Source organism: Vibrio sp. 1159, from assembly GCF_033340395.1.
GTDB lineage: Bacteria > Pseudomonadota > Gammaproteobacteria > Enterobacterales > Vibrionaceae > Vibrio > Vibrio alginolyticus.
The window spans coordinates 59,756-81,052 of the sequence record NZ_JAWOWL010000014.1 but is presented as its reverse complement, the minus strand read 5'-3'; the positions used below and the strand labels follow the sequence as shown (position 1 = coordinate 81,052).

Sequence of the window (21,297 nt, the reverse complement as noted above, 5' to 3'; positions counted from 1 at the left end):
GTTGGAATAATGAGCAGTACAAACACTCGACTTAAACATTTCTCTTTCGCTCTCTCACTTAGTGCGCTTTTGGTCAGTTCTTTTCAAGCACTAGCTGACGCATCACCTCGGGTGATGTCGGTTGATTGGACACAAACTGAAACGATGTTGGCTTTAGGGGTCGTACCTGTAGGCGTTGCTCAAGGGCAAGATTACGATGCTTGGGTAAAATCGCCACCGTTACCACCTCAAACTAAGGATGTAGGGTTAAGAACTCAACCCAATATAGAGCGTATTTACGAGCTCAGACCTGACCGTATTTTTATTGCCCCGTACTTCTCCTCAATGAAGCATCGCTTAGTCGATATTGCCCCCGTTACCACGATTGACTTATATGAAAGCGGGATTACAGATTGGTCGGTACTTACTCGTTTCACTCGGAGGTTTGGTGAAGAGCTGGGAAGAGAAGCGGAAGCAGAGGCGCTTATCCAACAATATGAAAAACGTTTCTCTTTATTAAAACAGCGCATAAACAAAGACCAGCCGCCGCTTTTAATGATTCAGTTTATGGATACAAAGCACGTACGTGTTTTTGGTCAAAATAGTCTTTACTCCCAGGCTATCGAAAAGATTGGGCTGAGTAATGCATGGAATGAAAAGACGAATAGCTGGGGCTTCAGCCTAGTTGGCATCGACAAGTTAGCTGGCATAAAAGCTCAAATCGTTATCGTAGAGCCATTACCTTATGGTGGAGCGGAGCAGCTCTCTCAAGACCCATTTTGGCAATATGTTGTTCAACAATCTGGTGAAAAGGTCATGCAAGTCGCGCCCGTTTGGAGTTTTGGTTCTATGCCTTCAGCCCTCCGTTTCGCAGAGTTAGTTACGGCGAGTAAGGTCGAGGAGTTAACACAATGAAAACGATGCCTTTAAGCTTTGTGGTGTTACTTTCGGCATTTACCTTTTCTATTGGTGCTTTCCAATTGTACCAAGTAAGCTCATTTTCGTTAGCTCTAAGCAGTTTATGGGAGCCTAACTTTCAATCTATCGATTCTGTTTTACTTCACTTTAGCTGGTGGCCTCGAGTCTTCACCACGATTATATCTGGTGCTGGATTAGCGGTTGCTGGGGTATTGATGCAGCAAGTGCTGCGTAACCCTCTCGCTTCACCCACGACACTTGGTGTGGCGAGCGGTTCAAGTTTTGCTTTGATGTTAGCTACGCTATTCGCACCTTGGATGTTGGATATCGCGCCTAATTTGGTTGCTCTCATCGGCGGTGTGATATCGATGGGGTTGGTGATGCTGTTGTCATGGCGACGAGCGTTATCTCCAACGGTTGTCGTCGTTTCTGGGTTAGTGATAAACCTGTACTTTGCATCATTAAGTACGGTTATTCTGATGATGAATACCGAAAAGCTGAATGGGTTAATGATATGGGGAGCCGGTTCGCTTGTTCAGAGTGGATGGGGAGATTTCTCGTATCTTGCCCCTCGAATCGCACTTGCTACGGTCGTTGCATTTGTGATTGCAAAGCCGTTAAGTCTGTTGGAACTCTCCGAGCAAGGTGCCAAGAGTTTAGGTGTCTCGCTAGCTAAGTTGCGTTTTGTCTGTCTTGGGCTTGCGGTGTTAATCACTTCTTGGGTGGTTTCTGCCGTAGGAATCATCGGTTTCATCGGGTTAGCGGCGCCAGCGATTACTCGATTGATAGGTATCAATAAAATCCAGCATAAGCTTTGGGTATCAATGCTGATTGGTGCCATGTTATTGACTTTAACCGATTTGGTTATTCAGCAACTGCCGGGGCTAATGGCGAGTTTTATACCAACGGGAGCAGCAACCGCTGCACTGGGCGCTCCGCTACTGTTATGGCTGTTACCTCGCTTATCACAAAAGACGCAGGGCCATACTCAAACAGTGTTAACTCGACATCGTGAACATGTTTACAAGCTAAACCCTAAAGCGATCTCATTGGCGTTGATCGGCACGTTAATTTCTGTTGTTCTTTTTGCCACGGTTGCTGTGCAAAATGAAGGGTGGGCAAACTTATTTGCTAGCCAAAATTGGATTTTTTTGGAGTGGCGCGCACCTAGATTATTTGCAGCAGCAATTGCGGGGGCAATGTTAGCGATTGCTGGAACCATGATTCAACGCCTAAGTGGAAACCCAATGGCAAGTCCTGAAGTGATCGGTATCAGTTCAGGGACAGCGATGGGATTGATCATCGCGATGTTTACTGGGTTTGGTTCGTCAATTTTCACTCTTTCTCTAGGCGGGCTCGTAGGCGCATTAGCGACGGTATTAGTCATTGTGCTGCTAAACCGTAAGTCAGGCTTTCAGCCGGAGCGTATTTTGTTGACTGGTATTGCGATAACCGCACTGATGAATGCAATACAGAGCTTTATTCTAGCCACTGGTGACCCAAGAAGTTATCAAGCATTGGCTTGGTTGTCTGGGTCTACCTACTATGTCTCGGTTGAAACGTTACTCCCATTGTCTTTATCTGCGCTTGTCTTTATAGGGTTGAGTTTTCTCTGCGTAAGATGGCTAGATATTCTTCCTGTCGGTGCCGCTTCCTCTAAAGCACTTGGAATTCGAGTTGATCGTTCACGCGCAATACTGCTTCTTTTAGTTGCTTGTCTCACGGTCAGTGCGACATTGGTTGTTGGCCCGATTAGCTTTGTTGGGTTGTTGGCTCCGCATTTAGCTCGCTTATTTGGTTTTAACAAAGCGTCACAACACATGTTATGCGCCGCGATACTGGGGGCAGGGGTGATGTTGTTGGCTGATTGGTTGGGACGACAGGTCCTTTACCCGCAAGAAATACCAACAGGGCTTATGGCGTCTCTCATTGGCGGTTTGTATTTAATGTGGGGTTTACGCCGTTTATAGAGATGAGTTAAGCCTCAACCAAGAAAGTACTTATACAAATAAGCACTCGTAGTGGCATTCGTAACCTATGCGAGTGCTTTATGCAAAACCTCTGGTTTGTCTTTTACGGAAACAACTGGCGATGCCGTAACTCGCTTTTCTTTCAGCGGTCGCTGAAGTCATGAAGGGTTGGTTTGGCTGCCGACAAAAAGGAGAAGAATATGACTCGGCAGTTTATGCTGACACCAACGTCGATGGCGGTTGTATTAGCTTTATCAACGCCAAATGTCTTGGCTCAGGAAGATGAAAATATAGTTGTGATTGGACAGCAGCAAGACAGTGCAGTTGGTCCAGATTTTAGTTATCTCGGAGCGAAGAGTCGGGCAGCGACGAAAACTGATATTGCTATCAATGAGACTCCAAGAGCGGTGTCTGTTGTTACGCGAGAGCAAATGGATGATCGTGCCTCTATTAGCATTTCTGACGCACTACAGTACACACCAAGCATTCAAACTAATTATTTCGGCGAAGATAACAAGCAAGATTGGTTTATTATTCTTGGTTTTAAACAAGCGAACAGCGGGTTGTATCAAGATGGTACCCGTTTATATTCTTCTGGCTTCTATAGTTGGCAAATAGATCCGTTTGCGTTAGAGAGGGTTGAAGTTTTACGTGGTGCAGCGTCTGTTCTTTATGGGCAAAACCCTCCAGGTGGGGTTATCAATGTTGTCAGTAAGCGACCTCAATTTGATGGGGGATCAGGACTTGTATCTTTGGAGTACGGTTCTGAAGACCGTAAACAACTTTCTCTTGACGTAAACTCTGAGGTGAGTGAGCAGCTAGCTTTCCGCTTTCAAGGGTTAGCGAGAAAAAATGGGACGAGAATTAGTGGGGTAGAAGCAGAGCGCATTCTTCTCTCTCCATCGATGACGTACAAATTTAATGAGACGTCTGAAATTACCTTTCTAACGAGCTATCAAAAAGACGACTCAGATCCTTATCTGCAATTTTTGCCAGTTGAAGGAACGTTAACGCCAAACAAAAATGGAAAGATCAGTGATAGTTTAGCGATAGGCAATCCTAACTGGGAGACGTTTGAGCGTGAGCAGGTGTCTTTAGGCTATGAGTTTTCTCATGCATTTAATGATACCACTTCATTTGTTCAAGCAGCTCGTTACAGCGAAATGGATGTTAAGCTAAGACAAATGTATTCGTACGTTTACTCGGCTGACGTGCCTGCGTTGGGGCCGGCTTTGGACCCATCAAATGAACGCAAAACCATACTTAGGGGTGCTTCAACAGAAGATGGGTCATCTGATGCTTTTAATATCGATAATCGTTTGATGCACCAAGTAAATTGGGGAAGTGTTGAGCATAACTTGATGTTGGGCATAGATTTTCAAATGATCAGTATCGATGGTAAAGATTTTGCCAATGACCCTATAGTTGCTAATGGTAATGCATTATTAAACACACCAATGGGAGCTTTGCCCGATCCTAGGTTTAATGTATTTAATCCTACTTATTCGGATAACATAATGTTACTCGATCCGAATACGCTACAACCATTGAGCGAAACCGATAAGCAAAGAACGAAAATCGATAATCAGCAGCTCGGCGTCTACTTTCAAGATCATATGCTGATCAACGATAAATGGGCGATGTTATTGGGGGCACGTTACGACGATACAAGTAATGAAGTACATAATGTTACCACTGGTGCTCGCACGAAAGTCGATAATGGAGAGTGGACGTTTAGCGTGGGAACGGCTTATATTTCTGATTCTGGCTTCACGCCATACTTTAGTTACTCTCAGTACTTTGATCCAATTATTCAAGAAGACAGCAATGGTAAGTCAGCGAAGCCTGAAAGCGGTGATCAATTTGAAATCGGTATGAAATACCAACCGGATTCATTTGATGGTTATTTCAATATTGCAACGTATCGGGCAACAAAAGAAAACTTGGCTCGTATCTACTTGAGTGAATTAACGCAAATAGGAAAAATAGAAAATAACGGCGTTGAGTTTGAAGCTGTAGCTAATGTGACACCATCCTTAACATTGATCGGGAACATTGCGTACGTTGATGCAGAGATAAAACAAGACATCAATAAGGCATGGGTTGGCAAAACGCCTTCCCAAGTGGCGAATACCGTATCATCAGCTTGGGCACATTATCGTTTCTTTGATGGACCTCTTGATGGCTTTGCTGTTGGCTTAGGCGCGCGCTATACAGGTGAGTCATACGGAGACAATGAAGAGAGACTAAAAGTACCAAGTTATTTCTTAATGGATGCGACGGTCAGTTATCGAATCGGCGATTACAAGTTACAAGTCGCAGCTAAAAACATCGCGGATAAAAAGTACATAGCGACATGTGATGGCTTTTGTTGGTATGGCGACCGACAAAATGTTATTGCAAGTTTAACTTACGACTGGTGAGTTAACGTATAAATAAACACCCCTAACTTTAGGGGTGTTTATTTAGAAATCGGCTTTACGGACAAAGTGCGGGTTTTTGTACTTTTTCTGCGGACCAAACGATGATACGATAAGTTTGTTCCATAATGTTTTGTCAAACTCACCCTTTGGAATCGAAGGGTAGAGGGTTTCCTCTTCTTCTCTTGCAAAGTTCATATATTGTTTCTTTTTAATTTGATTGTACTTTTTGGCGATCTGGTTATGTTTTCTTACCCACTCCAGCTTGTAATTGTGGAGCACTTTTTCACCATCTTCGAGACTCATTCGAGATAGGAACAGTCGCTTGTATGAGACCTTTCTGTCCAGCATTGTGCGCATAACGGTTTGGATATATTTACCGTGATGCGTAATGGTAATGTCGTTTTCATCAATAGGAGTGACACACCAGCCTTTAGGTAAAAAGTCTGGCTTCTTAAATTGCTTATTACGCTCCATTAGCGCCTGATGTAAAACTAAATCAGAGGTGCCGCGGAACGTCTTTTGCCATTTACCGATACGAATTTGAATCGAACCAGGCAAGCGATAGATGTTAGTAAACTTATCTTTGTCCATGGACTTGTGTCATGAGATTAATGTGCATAATTAGAAAGCGGAATTCAGTCCAATGCCACAGGCAGTAGACTTAAGTACCGTACGATTTTACAACGACCTTGCGCGATATAGCGAGGGGTTATGTCAATAATAGGTAAGAAATAGAAAATTAGTTCACATTATGAAGAAATTGGAAGCTAACAGGTTAAATTTTGAAGTTACACCAATTATGCCCATGCCGACTAAATAAAAAGAAGGCACGGGCATAAAATCACACCGCTTCTTCGAGTTGCTTGGTGTCTTCTTCAATCTGTTGTAGATGTCGGTTTGCTTGCTGTAACTGATACATTTGGGCATAGCGACCATTTTGCGTTAAGAGTGCTTTGTGTGTGCCTTTCTCGACTAACTCCCCATGATGAAGAACAATGATTTGGTCTGCATCTAGGATAGTTGAAAGCCGATGAGCAATAACAACGAGCGTCATGTCTTGTCTGAGTACCGCCAAGCTCTTTTGGATTAAAGCCTCTGTTCCTGAGTCAATATTTGCGGTTGCTTCATCCAATATCAATATCTTAGGTTTTACCACAAGCACACGTGCTAACGCCAAAAGCTGTTTCTGACCCGCAGATAAATTAGTTTCGCCTTGACCTAACTGCGTGTCTAGCCCGTTAGGGTAACGATGAATTTGTTCTGCCAAACCAACCTTGTCTAACGCATCCCATATTTGATTGTCATCAACTGCCCGACTGAGAGAGATGTTTTCTCTGACTGAAGCAGGGAGAATATGTGGATCTTGTTGAACCATTGCCACATCTTTGCGAAGTACGTCTTTCCCTAATGTTTTAAGTGGACGACTATCTATGAGCAGTTCACCACATTGCGTTGGATAAAAGCCCATTAACAGTGACGCTAATGTGCTTTTACCGCTTCCTGTATGCCCGACAAGCGCGATAAAGTCTTGGTGGTTGGCCTTCAACGAAATGTCTTTTAGGACGTCCTGTTTACCATCGTAGCTAAATGTGAGGTCTTTAAGTTCGATAGCACCTGACCTTAATGGTTGATGATCGTCCCCGTAAGTTTGTTCTTTCGCGTCAATCAATTCAAAAACACGTTCGCTTGACACTAACGCCTGCTGAAGTAGAGCAAGTTGCTGAGTCATCTCAATTAGTGGTTCAGTAACTCGCGCAAGATAACTGATAAATGCATACAGTACCCCCACACCAATCAACTCAATACCATTAAAACCAAAGATCGCAACCAAGCAAAGCAACGCAAGACCAGCGAGTAAGTCCATTAATGGTCTTAGCAGATAGCCGTTTAGCCGAATCACTCGTTTAGATGCCACCAGATGCTCTGCGGTTAGCTCGTTGAACTGTTTATTAAAACGCTCTTCTTGTTGCATTAATTGAATGACACTCATCCCTTGAATGGATTCACTCAGATTCGCATTTATATCGGTCAATAGGTCACGCATCTTTCGGTAGCTTTCTGTACTTAGCTGCTTAAACAAGTACATAAAGCCGATGACGATCGGCAGCAATACAAGCACAACGAGTGTGAGCTTCCAGCTCATGAAAAACATAACGCCAAGCATTACGACAATCATGACCACGTTTTTCACCACGGTCGCGATCAAAAGCTCATAAAATTGCTGTAAAGATTCCGTATCGTTGGTGATTCGCGACACCAATTTTCCAGCAGGAGTGTAATCAAACGCAGATAACGGCTGCTTAATCACGCCAGAAAATACTTGCTTACGAATCGCTTTGATCGTGTTAGCCGCGACAATGCTAAATTGCAATGACTGAAAATACTGGAATGTTGCCGATACGATCTGAAGAGCGATATAACCTACTGCTAGCGAAATCAGAACACTTTGTGAATAGTCACCTTTAGCGATGTGCTCATCAATGAAATATTGAATCAACCAAGGGCCGCCGGCGCTAGCTAACGCTGCAATAAACAGCAAGGCGAGTCCTTTAATCATTGGCTTTGGTTGAGATAATGGGTAAGACATTAACCGTTTAAACGTGCTGGTCTGGTTCATTCATTATTCCTCCATCGCCTGCTCTAGTTTCTGATACTCGAACATCTCGGCGTACCAGCCTTTATGCGCTAATAACGCGCTATGTTGCCCACGTTCAGTAATGTGTCCGTGATTCAATACAATGATCTCGTCTGCTGCTTCCAAAGCGGTGAGGCGGTGCGCAATAACGATTAGGGCCTGATTACGGTAGTATGTTTCCAAATTCTTAAGGATTTGATGTTCGGTCCGTCCATCAACAGCGGAAAGTGCATCGTCCAAAACCAACACTTGAGCATTCAGCAGCATAGCGCGTGCTATCGCAATACGTTGTTTTTGCCCGCCGGAGAGTGTAATGCCTTTTTCACCAACTTCTGTTTGATAGCCTTCAGGAAACTTTTCAATATCGTCATGTATACAGGCTAACTTTGCTGCTCTATAGACTTCTTCTTTCTCTGCATTAGGGTTGCCTAAGGCAATATTTTCGAAGATAGATTTGGAGAATAGAAACGGACTTTGGTTAACGACAGCAAAACGGTTGCGCCACTGCGGTAGTAGGGCATCCTTGATCTCGACATCCCCGAATTTAATTGAGCCGTTTTCTAAATCATGTTGACGCAAAAGTAGTGTTAACAGGGTCGATTTTCCGCTTCCTACAGGCCCTGCAACTCCCAACATTTTTCCGGGTTCAAGTTCGATGTTTACTTCCGTCAAAGCGGGCGGTAAATCACTAGACCAGTGGAAATCGTCGATATCAATTTTTAACGGAAGTGGTTTATTTTCTATTGGCTTATTACCACTGATAATTTCTGGCTTTTCATCAAAGATCTCTTGTAGTCGGTTCCATGCGGCAGAGCCTCTTTCTAAAATGTTAAATAGGAATGCGAATGCCAGCATCGGCCATATCATCAACCCTAAATACATCGTAAATGCGGTCAGATCACCAAGCGTGATCTCACCTTTATCAACAAGGTAAGCACCAGCAGCGACACTAAGAAGGAAAGAAAGACCGATGGTTAACTGAATTGCCGGGTCAAATCTAGCATCGACTCTTGCGACAGCGATGTTCTTCTCGCCAGTATCATCCACAACCTCTTCAAAACGTTGCTGCTCTTGGTTTTCTAATCCGAAAGCACGCAGCATTCGCACGCCATTAAGTGACTCTTGTGTCATGTCTGACATGGTAGAAAAGGCTTCCTGAGCGACACGAAAGCGTTGATGTAGGATACGCACAATAAAGAAGATGATGATGGCAAGAAATGGCATTGGAAGAAGCGCCATTACGGTGAGCTTCCAGCTTACTTGCGTTAGCATAATGATTAAAACCGCAATACAAGTGATCAAAGAGTCTGCGGCGGTTAAAACCCCTTCGCCGGCTGTCATAACGATATTACGCACATCATTAGTGCCACGAGCCATCAGATCCCCCGTCTTGTAACGTTCAAAAAAACGAGGTGGCTGTGTCGATAAATGCCTATATAGACGGTTACGTAGAATGGTCCCGAGCTCCCAGCTTGCGCCGAAAAGCCAAATTCGCCATAAGATGCGACACCCATAAATAGTAAAGATCAGTACAGTTAACCCTGAGAGCCATAGAATCAGCGTATTTGTATCTAAAGTGTTGTCTACGACGCCATCAACGATGATGCCAACTGCTTTGGGCGGAACAAGCTGTAGTGCTGATATCACAGCGAAAAGCAGAATGGATCCGACATAGTGCCTCCACTTTTGTTGGAAATACCAACGTAGCTGCCAGAATATTCTCATTACGCCTCCCGCTTTAAATTATTGAATTTGTTATAGAACTATTATTGAGCGAAATGATGAGTTTACAAGCACAAGTTATAGGCGGGTTTAAAAACGATAGATTGTTTCAATTATAGCCATGTGTCGGCGCAAATTACTGGTTTTATCTCTATGAGCTAACTGTGCGACGACATTATGTGAAATAGTTGTTAATGGTTGTTTTGGAGCCATTACCTTGCAATAACGATGAAGACACCAAAAGTAAAAGTGTTACTGCCACTCTATATGGGAATTAGCAATCGTCAGTTTGTATTTTGTATTTCACTTGGCCACCAGGAGTTTCTGGGTAGTAAACTTCGACATAACACATATGTTCTGGACCAACAGGCTTGTTTGCAAAACCAATAAGGAAGTAGGGCTCGTCTGGGCTGTCTACCCCATACCAAGTGTTGATAGTGAGTTGCGGATCAAAGCCTGCTAGCTCTTTTGCTGGAATAACATTTTTGATAAATCCAAAGTAACCAATTAGGTCGTTATGGCCGTCATTATCTAGATCAATGTTATATTGTATGCCGCCATCTACTGTCTCTTGAGATTGAATCACTGCTTTGGTGTAGACAAAGTTGTTGGCGGTCATGAGTGCTTCTCTGGCTCCATATAGAACCGCCACTCTGGCATCTTTTTGTAAGCCAAGAAATTTAGGAAATGCAACGACGCTTACAATACCAAGAATGATGATGCACACAATGAGTTCAATAAGAGTAAATCCTTGAGAGCGACGCACAGCCTTTCTCCATGTTTTAGAAACGAATAGGCGGCTATTCTGATATAGAAACGTTCAGGTCAAGTATTAAAAAAGAATGATAATAAGAGATCGGGATTGCAAATCTCAAATATAAAACAAGTTGCTTATTTTCGAGATGAGGAGTGATTTTGATAAAAACCAAGGAATGAACTCGAGAGGATAAAATCCTCCCGAGTATAGCGACTAAGATTCGTGTGTCAGAGCACTGCTGTTACGTTTAAAAATGAATCGCCAAATAAATAAGACAATTGCGATGTAACCTAATCCTACACCAAGCGCTTGCCAGTGCATGCCGTTATACATCGCGATTGGCATCAAAGAGATGATGAAGATGTCAGTGATTGAGCCAGGGACATAAGCGATGGCGTAATCATCAAGCACCTTGCTACGCATTTTTGGATCAACAATACGAAGCAACGCAATACCCATGGCAACTGTACCGGTTAACCAACCCCAAGAGAAAATGCCTTTCTCGAACCAATCTTCTCCCATGATACGTGGGGCAACCCAGAAGATTAGCCATAGTGTGAAGGCGATACCGCCGATTGCAAGCACTACCATCGGCATTAAATACTGGGCTAGGACGGTAATCTTGATGGCTGAGATACCAAAGATAATCAAATAATCGGTACTGATGCCCGCAGCGTGTTTGAATGCACCGTCACAAAGATAGCGTGAAGCTTTCGTTTGTTTCGCGACGATTCGCACGAGCATGCCGCCAAGGAAGCCAGTTACAAACGTCGGGATCTGCACCTTATCGTGGAAAGAAGACAAGTAGTTGGCGGCGACATAAGAGAAAGCGGTTACGACAACCACTAACGCAGCGTGAATCGCGAAAGAATCAACCGACAGGGAAGAAATGGTGTCTTTCATTACCGGTTCTTGATCATCAGGCTTAACAAGGCCTTTGCGTTCGTGTTCGTCCATGCTGTCGAAGGTCGTAAAGCTACGAATCCAACCCATCTTCAATGCGAATTGCAGCATGAGCATGCCGACAGAAATCGAGATGAAAATACCCACGGTTGCGAACGTTAAGCCAAGTGTGAAGCCATCTTCCCAGCCAAGCCCCGTGAAGATTTCACCAACAACAGATGCAGAGCCATGTCCGCCCATAAAGCCCGCAGACATTGTCACACCAAAGCCAGGATTAATCTCTGGCCAGAAGAAGGTTGTGAGAACTAGACCAAACATTGCTGCAAACAACCACTGAGAAACAGAAGCGATTTGGTTAAACGCCCACAATGAGCCAGCACGCTGTGCGACGGTTTTAGGTGATGGAACATCCGTTGCCAGACCTAACGCAGAAAAAAGTGCAGCAGTTAATAGGCTTGCGTTAGCGGTAAACGTATCGGTCCAAGGCAGTACGTCTAACAGGGCTGGTCCAAAAAATAGACCGAATAATCCTGCGAGAACCGCCGATGGAATGTACATACGCTGTAGTAATGGCGCGTGAACGCGAATGACTTTTGCCAAAATCAATAGTAAGCCAGCGATGGCTAAGTCAGTCAGCATTAGACCTTTAGGCATCTTATCCTCCAGTAAATGCAGTCAAGGGGTAGCGTCCTTGTGACCTACCTTGAATAAAAATCTCTCTCAAGCCAAAAAGTCACATACGTGACTAAAAGCGTTGAGAAATCAATGTCGTTTTCATAAGCAAAGGAATGTGCTTATGCAATTTGAAATGAGTGTAAATGTTGTGATTGCACACGAACAGGAAGAGAAATTAGATTAAATTTCTCGATATTTTTTTGATAGTTCACTCAGGAAAGGCGGCAATCCTAGTCACTTTGTCAGAGCAATGCAATTGGTGTGAATCAATAAATTATGCCTAGTTAATGGGTGTCTCTGACTAACAACATGAAAAATAAAGACAATTAACAAGCAATAATATTTGTCATATCGACAATAAAAGTTAATTAAATGGTTAAATTGTCGCCGCTTTATGGGGTGACGTTATGGATTCACATGAGAAAGAATAAAATCGACCAAGGTACGGTTTTTAAGGGAAAGCTGTTTTGAACGGTAAAGCAGGTGGATCGGTTTTGGCTTGGGAGCATGTTGCTGGAGAATTTCTACCAAGGCACCAGATTGGATTTCCTGCTCAACTAAGATCTTTGGTTGCATAAGAACACCAGAGCTTTTTAACGCGGCGAACTTAAGTACATCGCCATTGTTAGACGTTAATCGGGTGTTGCTGTTTCCAAAGGTATTAGATGGCATGTTCACCACTTGTTGGCTTTCTCCTTGGTGATACTGAAACCCCAAACAATGATGGTGTGCTAAGTCATCAAGTGATTGGATAGGGGCATGTTGCTCAAGGTAAGAGGGTGAGGCGCAGTAAGTCATGTGGTATTCACCCAATTTTCTCGCGACTAACGACGAATCGACCAACTCACCGATTCGAATAATCACGTCAGCTTCGCTTCGATATGGGTCAATCAAATTGTTGTCCAACATTAGCTCAACGTTCAAATCGGGAAATTCAGCTAAGAAGTCAGCCACGATAGGAGCAATGACCTTTTTGCCATACGTGACAGGGCAGTTAACTTTTACAGTTCCGGTTGGACGGTTGATCAGCGTCTGGATCAGGTTCTCTGCGTTGGTGATGTCTTCAATAATGCGGTGGCACTCTTGATAGTAGAGTCTGCCAGCTTCGGTCAGGGACTGTTTGCGCGTGGTGCGATGAATTAGCTGTGTACCTAAGCTTTGCTCAAGAAAGCTCACGTGCTTGCCAACCATGGTCGGTGAAATATCAAAGTGGTGTGCTGCATTACGAAAGCTGCCGTGTTCGACCACGTAAGCGAAAACCTTCATGCTTGTTAATTTATCCATTACACACCCAGAGTTGATAAAGAAATAACTAAAGCAGAGTTTATCAATCAAATGAGGTTAATTACAGTGGACGTATGATTAAGAATGGAGAAAGAGAGCCATCATGAGCGAGACGATTTTTGTTACCGCCGAACTGAAAATGAATGCCGATAAGCCAAGACAACAAGTGGTTGAAGCCATTGAACAATTTTGCCTTGATATGCAAAGCGAAGCGGGGTGCTTGCAAGCGAATGCGACCTACGATTCTACAGAACCACAACGTGTGATTCTTTGGGAGCGATATGAAAACCGCACCGCGATTGAAGCGCATTTTGCTATGCCGCATACACAAGCGTTTATTGCTGCTGAAGTGGCAGAGTTAGTCCAAGCATTCGAAACCCAAGCTCAATAGGAGAGGCGAACATGAAATGGGGCATTTTAGGCACAAGCTTTATCTCAGGTGTCATGGCTGAAGCAATCCAAGGCGATGACAAGAGTGAACTGTACGCGGTTGCTGGGCGTTCGGAGCAGAACTTAAAGACATTCGCTGAGCAATATGGCATCGAGAATACGTTCACCGATTACGATGCGTTGATTGCTGATGAGCAAGTCGACATTATTTACATCGCACTGCCAAATCACCTTCATCATGACTTTATCGTCAAAGCGGCAGAGCAGGGGAAAGCGATCCTGTGTGAAAAGTCACTGTCGGTAGATATGGAAAAAACCGAGTTGGCACTAAAAGCAGTCGAAACGCACAAGGTATTCTTTGCTGAAGGTTTGATGTACTTGCATCACCCGTTGATCAGCGAGTTGGTTTCTGTGCTTAAATCAGGAGAGATTGGTGAACTTCGCTCGATTCATACTTCTTATATAGCGTCGATTGCGCAGTTTGTGAATCCAGACAGTAAAGGTGCTTTGTATAACTTAGGTTGCTACCCAATATCATTAGTGCATTTGGTGGTGAAAACCATGTTGGGTGAACAAGCCTTTGGAAACCGCTTTATGACGGCGATTGGCCGAAGAGGCCATGACGGTAATATCTGTGAATCGAGCTTAATGATGCAATTTGGTGAGCAACAAACGGCGATCGTACACACTGCCGAAGATCACGGATTGAAACACCAATTCACCATTCTGGGTAGCAAAGGCTGTATTACGTTAGATTCAAACCCATGGCTACCAACGCAAGAAAACCAGTTTAGTGTGGAAATTTACGAGACGTCGAAGCGCGAGGTGTCTGTATCGGCAGCTGGAGACGCTTTCTTCTATCAAGTGCGCAATATTCGCCAAGCGGTTGAAGCAGGGCGTACATCGTTAGAGAACCCTTGTGCAACATGGGAAGACTCTCACCGTATTATGCAGCTACTGACTGAGTGGGAATCACTGGCTTCAAAGTAAGTCTGTACTTGAACCAATGAACATAAAAACGGCGCACTAAATCCAATATTTGGTGCGCCGTTTTGTTTTGGGTTCAGTCTCTGTTAAATGCGATTATCGCCGGTGCTGAACGCAATGATTTGGCTGATCTCAGACAGGCTTCTACCACTTTCTTGCTGCCATTGAACAAACGCTTTGTTGGTTGCATCGAGCGATTTTTTCGTATCTTTGCCACCTTCAATGATCTTGCAATTACGCAGGTAAGCTTCCACGTCGCTAGACAAGATAAAGGTATCAACGCCCATTTGACGAAGTGTGTAAGGGCCAGTATTTCCGCCTAGGCGATTGCCGCGTTTCTTCAAATACGCCCATAGGTCGGTGATTTTCTCTTGCGGCCAATCAGCAACCATTTTGCCAAACGAGCCATATTCGATTTTTGCTTCGTGGATCATACGAGCGTTGGCAGGAATCGACATGACTTTAGTGAGGTGGCGAATGATGCGTTTGTCGGTTGCTTTGGTTTCCCATTGCTCATCTGACAGCATCAATAGCGGCTCAATCTTAAACCCAAAGAACACTTCTTCGAAGTTCGGCCACTTGTTGCGAACCACGCTCCACGAAATCCCACTTTGGAATACCTTCATCGAAAAAGCGGCTAGCCAACGGTCGTCGGGAATCGCTGCCAATTCTTCTTTGCTTAGTGGATGAGACAAAAGCGCTTCAAGTTGATCTTCACCACCTTTACGCTCGGCAGCGCGCTGATAAATCGCGTCAAATTTTTCGATACTCATAAAAGAAGTTAGTCCTAGTTTATGTCGATATTTGTGAAACATACTACGCTTAAGTGGCTGAATCGTAAATTGATGGAGTGTCACAAATGAAGAAGGTCACATTAACGTTTGTCGGGGAAGGTTCGGATCGTATTGCAGAAAAATTCTATGCGTGGATGACGGACGGTGGGTTAGAAGACAGCATGATTGAGAATTTATCTGACCGTGAAATCTCAGTTGTCGGCATTAGTGACATGGATAATGAAACGCGTGATGTGGTGATCAATACGGAAATGAACTAACGAGTCGTTTTTCGTCAGCTATTAGAATCAGATAAAACAAAGCCCTTCACGAGAAGGGCTTTGTTGCGTTTATAAGCGTGAGAGCCTAGTTATTTACCAGCGTCAGACCGCTTGGCAGTGCATCACCGAAGATACGTTTTGATTCGCTCTCAGATAACTCTTTGACTTCTTCAACCAATGATACCCAAGATTCAGGTACCTTGCTTTGCTTCAACTTAGCCAATACCTGTTCACGGTAGTCGTCTGAGATATCAAATAGGCGGTCACCCGTCTTACGACAAATCATTACGGCTGCAAACGCGATCATTGGCTCTTTCTGCCAGTTCTGCTCTAACAGCTTAGGCAACCACTGTTCCGCTTGTTCACGAGGAACGACGTTATGCTGACTGCCATATAAAGGCGTACGTGATGCCAAGCGACCCATTGCCCACCAGTGTGCTTGTTCGAACTGGTTATGGTTGATGGCTTTGCTCAAGAACCACGTTGCCAATAGAACCTTGTCTTCGACTTCTAGATGCTCCAGAGAGGCTGACAAACGTACCATTGATTCGTAACCTATATCTTGTGCCGCTTTAGCGGATTGTGGGTTTTTCATCGCACCAGGGTGGAGATATTTCGCGATGTCCGCCAAGATGGTTTCTTGTTGCTCTTGGCTTAAACCACCTGCGATACGACGCCAGAATACCCACCAGTCAGTCCAACCTTGATGGTTCTTAAACTGAATGTTTTGCTGGTAGAGACCCCAAACTTGCTCAATGCGCCATGAGTCGGTTGGATCGCCAAAGCCCGGACGCAGTGCAAAGCCCGCCAAACGAAGCCAGTTTTTCTCGTGTTGTTCAGAACGACGGCGACGCTTACGACCTTGTGCAAAGGTATCAAACAGTTGACGTAGGGTCGTGAAATCCCACTCGTCACGTTTGCCAAGTTTCTTCTCAAGATCTTTGGCTAAGGTTTTGATCTCTTTGCTTTCCGCGCTTTTCTTATTACCGCTGTAAAGGCGAGCGATCAGCTCCTTACATTCGTTCAGTTTAGGGTGAAGCTTAACTTGCTCGCTGTCGTCGGTTTGCTTGTTACGAACTTCGAACTCCAGTTCCCAACGTTTGCTGTCATCTTCTGCGCTGACACATTCCATCTTAAGTGTGCCGACTTCAGTCAACTGACATGCCAGTTGTACTTCTACGCGCTCTTTTTGGTTGGCTTGCAGTTCGGCACCTTCACCTTCAAGGGTGGTGATATAAGGCGGAAGAGGGGCAAATAAGTCAGGATCAACGTCCACCATCACACCGTTTTGAATAGCGATGTTATTGGTTAAGGTGTCGTGGGTAGACGTCAGCAGGTTAAAGCGAACGGGTTCACCTAGGGTAAGCGAGAAACGACGACCACTTAAGCGGATCTCATGACCTTCTTCTGTACCTTTTGCAAGCAAACAGAGCGCTTTGCCCATCTTGTTCTTCTCTTGAAGGTGCAAGAAGTAAGAACGCGCTGCACCACCACCAATTTTTAGCTGTGCACCACGACGTGCTTTACCAAACGCAACAGCACCTAGTGCAACAGACCAATCTGGATGTGGGTTATCTAATACCGTAACCGGAGCGCCGCGCCAATCGGAAAGGAGGGTAGTGACTCGCTCAGTCACAAGTTCACTGTTGAACACACCACCGTTAAGAAGCAAACCGACTGGAATTGCATTTTGTTTGTCGTCTTCAATGCCGAGAGCGGCACGAGCAACTTGTTGGTGCTGAGTTAAGAACTCAGCAACGTGTTTGCTCACTGCTGGGTCAGCAACGTATGGAAGACCAAACTCGACAACGGCGCTGCGGCGCTTGTCTGGTACTTCACTGAAATCAGAAAGCGGGAAGAAGCCATCCAAAGCGATTTGGTGCACTTCTTGTTTGCTCAGCCCAATACTCTTTGTTCCGCCAAGAAGTTTCGAGCCGCTGCCTAGCATGGTGATTTTTACTTCTTCAGGTGCACTCGCTGAAAGTAGGTTCTCTTTCGCCTTGCGAGTTTGCTGAATCAGCTTAGTTAGGCTTGCTGCAGTGAGCTTCTTACTTTGGTTGAAGCGGCTCTCTGCAAGATGTGCTAATGCTAAGTCGAGGTTGTCACCACCAAGCATCAAGTGCTCGCCAACACCAATACGATCAAGGGCTAGTTCATCTTGAGAAGAGAAACTTGCTTCAATCAAGCTCAAGTCGGTGGTACCACCACCCACATCGCAAACAAGGATTAGTGGCAGATCTTTTAATTCGTTAGCCGCGGTTTGCTGGTGGCGTGCGTACCAGTCGTAACACACCGCCTGTGGCTCTTCAAGCAAGACGATTTTTTTCAAGCCAGCAAGCTCGGCGGCTTCAAGTGTCAGTTTACGTGCGGTTTCATCAAATGATGCCGGAACGGTGACAACTACGTCTTGGTCTTCGAGTTTGTTACTTGGATGACGGTAGTTCCATGCTTGACGAATATGATTGAGGTAACTTGCGCTGGCAATAACTGGCGAGACTTTATCCACGTCTTGCGCACCAGCCCAAGGAAGAATATCTGAGTTACGATCAACCGCTTGGTGTGAGAGCCAGCTTTTCGCGCTGGATACCTGACGACCTTCTACTTTCGCGCCTAATTCGCGAGCCCATTCACCAACGATGACATTGTTAATGTCGCCAGCAACAGGTTCGTTGTCCCAAGGAAGAGTGAGGTCAGAAGGGGAGATTTGACCTACAGCTGGATGATAGCGGAAAGAGGGCAGAAGTGGTTTACGAACGACTTCGCCCGGACCAATCAGTTGGTCAATGTCAAATAGGGATACTTCGGATTGTTCAAGGTTGTCGGTTATTTCACAGTAGGCCACCACAGTGTTTGTGGTGCCAAGGTCAATACCAACAAGAAAACGAGGAGATGCCATACAAAACCAAACCTTCGTGTATTTAAAAACGGCACCCGATTGGATGCCGTTTGACTTCTAATTATTGTTCTTCGTTTGAGTCACTTTTCGCGTCTTCGCGCACATCGAACTCAACATGCCATTTTTGCCCGTTATCTGCGGCGATGGCTTCTAAGTAAAGCGTGCCAAGCTCTGTGACGCGAGAAGCAAGAGTTACTGGAACCACTTCACCTTCACGACGACCTTCAGATACAGGCAGCGTTACTTGGATTTCTGGTAGCTCTTCAAGCTCTTCTGGTGCCCAGTAGTCTAGGTGAGTACCTGCTAGGTCATCACGACGAACCGTTGAGCCGAAGAATTGGAAGTTAACTGGCTGGCCGATGATCAAACCAAACTCTTGGCTTGGTACGTCAACGCTTGAGCCTTCTTCCATACCAAATGGTGCAACACAAAGTGCTTCCATTGGCGGCGCCATGCCCGGAATAGCTGGCATCGCACTTTCGATACCCACGTAGTACGCCGAAGCAATACCACCACGGATACGAACGCCCTGACCACGACGCACAGAGCCGTAGTAAGCCGCACCGCTAGCAACTGCAAGGTCTAGATCCACACCTGTTAGGCGTTTTGCCATTTCTGCATCTGCTTCTAGTAGCCATTCGTTGATCGTGTCTTCTAGACGAGTTGCTAGAAGTTTCGATTTCAGAACACCACCGTTGAATAGGATTGCGGTTGGCTTGATGAAGTCAGCTGACTGCGCTGCATCCGAACCTGGCATACCAGGCATGTTAGCGAATGGGTTGAAATCTTGAGCTGCTGCTTCTGCGCCATTTCCTGAAGTAGAAAGAGCATTGGCTTGCTTAGACAAGAACGCTGCAATGTGACGAGTAATGCCTGCATCTTGTGCGTAAGGCAGACCCATTTGCGTTAGTGCTCCACGGTTACGTTGAACAGGGTGGTCAGTAATTGCAACTTGAGGGAAGAAGCCATCAACCAGTGTTTGTTGTACTTCTTCTTGAGTCAGTTCTGTTTTCAGCGTTGCGCCAAGCAGTTTAGAACCACGGCTTGGTACTACGATTGGCACTGACTGAAGTTCGCTGTCGTTCAATAACGCTTCTTTCGCGTCACGACATGCGTGTGTCATTGCCTGAACTTGCCATGGCTGTAGCTCTTTGCCTTCTTGCGCTAGCTTCATCTTCAAGCGGTACGCAAGTGCAAGATCCATGTTGTCACCGCCAAGTAGGATGTGTTCGCCTACCGCGATACGGTTCAGAGTTAGGTTGCCGTCGTCTTCAGTTACTTCAACCAAAGAAAGGTCGGTTGTACCACCACCGATATCGACCACAAGCACGATGTCGCCAACTTCAACTTCGTCGCGCCATTTGTCGTTGCTGTTATCGATCCAGTTGTAAAGTGCAGCTTGTGGCTCTTCTAGAAGTGTTAGGTGCACAAAACCAACGTTGCGTGCTGCTTCTGCAGTTAGATCGCGAGCAGCAGGATCAAAAGAAGCAGGAACCGTAATGGTTACGTCTTGATCGGCAAGGTTGTGATTTGGGTTCGCGTGATTCCAAGCGTCTTTTAGGTGCTCTAGGTAAAGCTCTGTCGCACGAAGAGGGGATACTTTTTCCACTTCTTCTGGGCTACCTGCTGGCAGGAAAGCATCACGACGGTTCACACCTGCGTGGCAAAGCCAAGATTTCGCACTTGCAACAAGACGAATTGGTGTTTTTGAACCTAGGTTACGTGCAATTGCACCAACTAGAGCTTTTGGCTCGCTCGACCACGGAAGAACGCGTGATTGCGGGTTCATTTCGTGTTCGTGCGGCTGGTAAAGGAAAGAGCCTAATTGGCTGCGAGTCTCTACCGTACCCGGCGCAGTCAACTGCGGGATTGGCATCACTTCAACGCGAGCGTCTTCGTTGTGTGTATCAACAAAAGACATGACACAGTGTGTTGTACCTAAGTCGATACCAACACTGAATTTAGGTGTCTGTTGAGTTTCAACAGACGCTTCTTGAGAATGGTTTTCTTGGTTCATGTGTTCCATTACAGCTCAACCTCAGCTGGAGCGATCACAGAAGCATCGTAGTTCTCAGCAAGTTTAGGCAACGTCATTGATGTTGCTTTCCAGCCTTTGTGAACTAGCGTGCCGTTGAATGGCGCGCTGCCTGTTACGTTGCCAGTTAGGCGGATTTCTTGTGGGTTGAAGCCTTCTTCAACCGTAATGCGAGTTTCTTCGTCTTCGTTACGAACATGCGCTAGCGTCACGTAGTCGTTCAGTACTTTCTGACCGCCAGTGTGGATTACGCGAGCGGCTGCGCCTACTTCTTCATCAGAGAATGACGTTAGGTCTTCTTTTAGGAAGTCAATCAGGCGAGCTTCTTGTTGCATGATAGAAAGCAGCTGCATTGCAGAGTCCGTTGACGCGGTTGCAAGTTTTGATTCAACTTCCACCACTTTTTCAACGACTTTCTCTACTTCCACTACTTTTTCTACTTCAACGATCTTCTCAACTGGTTTCTCAACCTCGACGATTTTCTCGACTGGTTTTTCTACCACTTTCTCGACCACTTTTGATTTGCGCGACACTGCAACTAGAAGAAGCAAAACGCTCGATGCGGTTAGGCCAGCGTGAAGCATATCGAACGTTTGAGGAATTAGGTTCAAATCAATGTTCATGACGTTTTTTCTCTTTCTATTGATTTATTGGTGCTCAGTATTGGCT

Annotated in this window: 16 protein-coding genes; 6 read left to right on the top strand and 10 right to left on the bottom strand. The window is 45.2% G+C overall.

Features of this window, described 5'->3' with window-relative positions; all coding sequences use genetic code 11:
- The first annotated feature begins 9 nt into the window (after positions 1–9).
- From R7127_RS13005 to R7127_RS12995, 3 genes are all read left to right on the top strand, one after another.
- The gene (locus R7127_RS13005; protein ID WP_054574124.1) at positions 10–894 is read left to right on the top strand and encodes an iron-siderophore ABC transporter substrate-binding protein; all 885 of its coding nucleotides are present in this window, start codon (positions 10–12) and stop codon (positions 892–894) included.
- Entirely contained in the window at positions 891–2,867 is a 1,977-nt protein-coding gene (fhuB, locus tag R7127_RS13000) for a Fe(3+)-hydroxamate ABC transporter permease FhuB (protein WP_005377716.1), read from the top strand. The genes R7127_RS13005 and fhuB overlap by 4 nt, the downstream gene beginning before the upstream one ends.
- A 200-nt stretch (positions 2,868–3,067) precedes the next feature.
- Entirely contained in the window at positions 3,068–5,290 is a 2,223-nt protein-coding gene (locus R7127_RS12995; RefSeq protein ID WP_318148408.1) for a TonB-dependent siderophore receptor, read from the top strand.
- Positions 5,291–5,332: 42 nt separating this feature from the next.
- On the opposite strand, the gene R7127_RS12990 is transcribed toward R7127_RS12995, so the two are convergent.
- The 6 genes from R7127_RS12990 to R7127_RS12965 form a co-directional block, all read right to left on the bottom strand.
- Positions 5,333–5,881 carry a hypothetical protein gene (locus R7127_RS12990; protein ID WP_172563277.1) on the bottom strand — a complete coding sequence of 183 codons (549 nt, stop codon included), beginning with the start codon at positions 5,879–5,881 and terminating at the stop codon, positions 5,333–5,335.
- Between the two features lie 250 nt (positions 5,882–6,131).
- Positions 6,132–7,907 carry an ABC transporter transmembrane domain-containing protein gene (locus R7127_RS12985; RefSeq protein ID WP_005377709.1) on the bottom strand — a complete coding sequence of 592 codons (1,776 nt, stop codon included), beginning with the start codon at positions 7,905–7,907 and terminating at the stop codon, positions 6,132–6,134.
- A gap of 3 nt (positions 7,908–7,910) precedes the next feature.
- Positions 7,911–9,650, bottom strand: coding sequence for an ABC transporter transmembrane domain-containing protein (locus R7127_RS12980; protein WP_318148407.1), 1,740 nt, complete (start codon positions 9,648–9,650; stop codon positions 7,911–7,913).
- Positions 9,651–9,921: 271 nt separating this feature from the next.
- Positions 9,922–10,413: a type II secretion system protein gene (locus R7127_RS12975; RefSeq protein WP_005377704.1), complete on the bottom strand. Its 492-nt coding sequence runs from the start codon at positions 10,411–10,413 to the stop codon at positions 9,922–9,924.
- Positions 10,414–10,617: 204 nt separating this feature from the next.
- The gene (locus tag R7127_RS12970) at positions 10,618–11,961 is read right to left on the bottom strand and encodes a sodium/glutamate symporter (protein ID WP_318142018.1); all 1,344 of its coding nucleotides are present in this window, start codon (positions 11,959–11,961) and stop codon (positions 10,618–10,620) included.
- A gap of 426 nt (positions 11,962–12,387) precedes the next feature.
- Positions 12,388–13,266 (bottom strand): LysR family transcriptional regulator, encoded by an 879-nt coding sequence (locus R7127_RS12965; protein ID WP_005377700.1) that lies wholly within the window; start codon positions 13,264–13,266, stop codon positions 12,388–12,390.
- Positions 13,267–13,369: 103 nt separating this feature from the next.
- Here R7127_RS12965 and R7127_RS12960 point away from each other — a divergent pair, with 103 nt between their 5' ends.
- The gene (locus R7127_RS12960; protein WP_005377698.1) at positions 13,370–13,657 is read left to right on the top strand and encodes a putative quinol monooxygenase; all 288 of its coding nucleotides are present in this window, start codon (positions 13,370–13,372) and stop codon (positions 13,655–13,657) included.
- Positions 13,658–13,668: 11 nt separating this feature from the next.
- Positions 13,669–14,646, top strand: a complete 978-nt coding sequence (locus R7127_RS12955; RefSeq protein ID WP_033905244.1) for a Gfo/Idh/MocA family protein — start codon at positions 13,669–13,671, stop codon at positions 14,644–14,646.
- A gap of 83 nt (positions 14,647–14,729) precedes the next feature.
- On the opposite strand, the gene R7127_RS12950 is transcribed toward R7127_RS12955, so the two are convergent.
- A complete protein-coding gene (locus tag R7127_RS12950; RefSeq protein ID WP_005377694.1) occupies positions 14,730–15,416 on the bottom strand; it encodes a DNA-3-methyladenine glycosylase I in 687 nt (228 codons plus the stop codon).
- 86 nt (positions 15,417–15,502) lie between these two features.
- Between R7127_RS12950 and R7127_RS12945 the strand changes: the two genes are divergently transcribed.
- Complete coding sequence (locus tag R7127_RS12945) at positions 15,503–15,697, top strand: hypothetical protein (RefSeq protein ID WP_005377692.1); 195 nt, start codon at positions 15,503–15,505, stop codon at positions 15,695–15,697.
- An 85-nt stretch (positions 15,698–15,782) separates the two neighbouring features.
- Here R7127_RS12945 and R7127_RS12940 read toward each other — a convergent pair whose 3' ends face one another.
- The 3 genes from R7127_RS12940 to R7127_RS12930 form a co-directional block, all read right to left on the bottom strand.
- Positions 15,783–18,593, bottom strand: a complete 2,811-nt coding sequence (locus R7127_RS12940; RefSeq protein WP_005377690.1) for an Hsp70 family protein — start codon at positions 18,591–18,593, stop codon at positions 15,783–15,785.
- Between the two features lie 61 nt (positions 18,594–18,654).
- On the bottom strand, positions 18,655–20,619 hold the full coding sequence (locus R7127_RS12935) for an Hsp70 family protein (protein WP_172563276.1): 1,965 nt from the start codon (positions 20,617–20,619) through the stop codon (positions 18,655–18,657).
- Positions 20,619–21,251 (bottom strand): DUF2760 domain-containing protein, encoded by a 633-nt coding sequence (locus tag R7127_RS12930; protein WP_005389474.1) that lies wholly within the window; start codon positions 21,249–21,251, stop codon positions 20,619–20,621. Before R7127_RS12930 ends, R7127_RS12935 begins: the two co-directional genes overlap by 1 nt.
- Positions 21,252–21,297 lie beyond the last annotated feature (46 nt).

Coding starts and splice junctions, on each gene's coding strand:
- R7127_RS12970 (WP_318142018.1), bottom strand. CDS start 11,961: ATGCCTAAAGGTCTAATGCTGACTGACTTAGCCATCGCTGGCTTACTA.
- fhuB (WP_005377716.1), top strand. CDS start 891: ATGAAAACGATGCCTTTAAGCTTTGTGGTGTTACTTTCGGCATTTACC.
- R7127_RS12940 (WP_005377690.1), bottom strand. CDS start 18,593: ATGGCATCTCCTCGTTTTCTTGTTGGTATTGACCTTGGCACCACAAAC.
- R7127_RS12950 (WP_005377694.1), bottom strand. CDS start 15,416: ATGAGTATCGAAAAATTTGACGCGATTTATCAGCGCGCTGCCGAGCGT.
- R7127_RS12945 (WP_005377692.1), top strand. CDS start 15,503: ATGAAGAAGGTCACATTAACGTTTGTCGGGGAAGGTTCGGATCGTATT.
- R7127_RS12980 (WP_318148407.1), bottom strand. CDS start 9,650: ATGAGAATATTCTGGCAGCTACGTTGGTATTTCCAACAAAAGTGGAGG.
- R7127_RS12965 (WP_005377700.1), bottom strand. CDS start 13,266: ATGGATAAATTAACAAGCATGAAGGTTTTCGCTTACGTGGTCGAACAC.
- R7127_RS12990 (WP_172563277.1), bottom strand. CDS start 5,881: ATGGACAAAGATAAGTTTACTAACATCTATCGCTTGCCTGGTTCGATT.
- R7127_RS12995 (WP_318148408.1), top strand. CDS start 3,068: ATGACTCGGCAGTTTATGCTGACACCAACGTCGATGGCGGTTGTATTA.
- R7127_RS12985 (WP_005377709.1), bottom strand. CDS start 7,907: ATGAACCAGACCAGCACGTTTAAACGGTTAATGTCTTACCCATTATCT.
- R7127_RS13005 (WP_054574124.1), top strand. CDS start 10: ATGAGCAGTACAAACACTCGACTTAAACATTTCTCTTTCGCTCTCTCA.
- R7127_RS12935 (WP_172563276.1), bottom strand. CDS start 20,619: ATGGAACACATGAACCAAGAAAACCATTCTCAAGAAGCGTCTGTTGAA.
- R7127_RS12930 (WP_005389474.1), bottom strand. CDS start 21,251: ATGAACATTGATTTGAACCTAATTCCTCAAACGTTCGATATGCTTCAC.
- R7127_RS12955 (WP_033905244.1), top strand. CDS start 13,669: ATGAAATGGGGCATTTTAGGCACAAGCTTTATCTCAGGTGTCATGGCT.
- R7127_RS12960 (WP_005377698.1), top strand. CDS start 13,370: ATGAGCGAGACGATTTTTGTTACCGCCGAACTGAAAATGAATGCCGAT.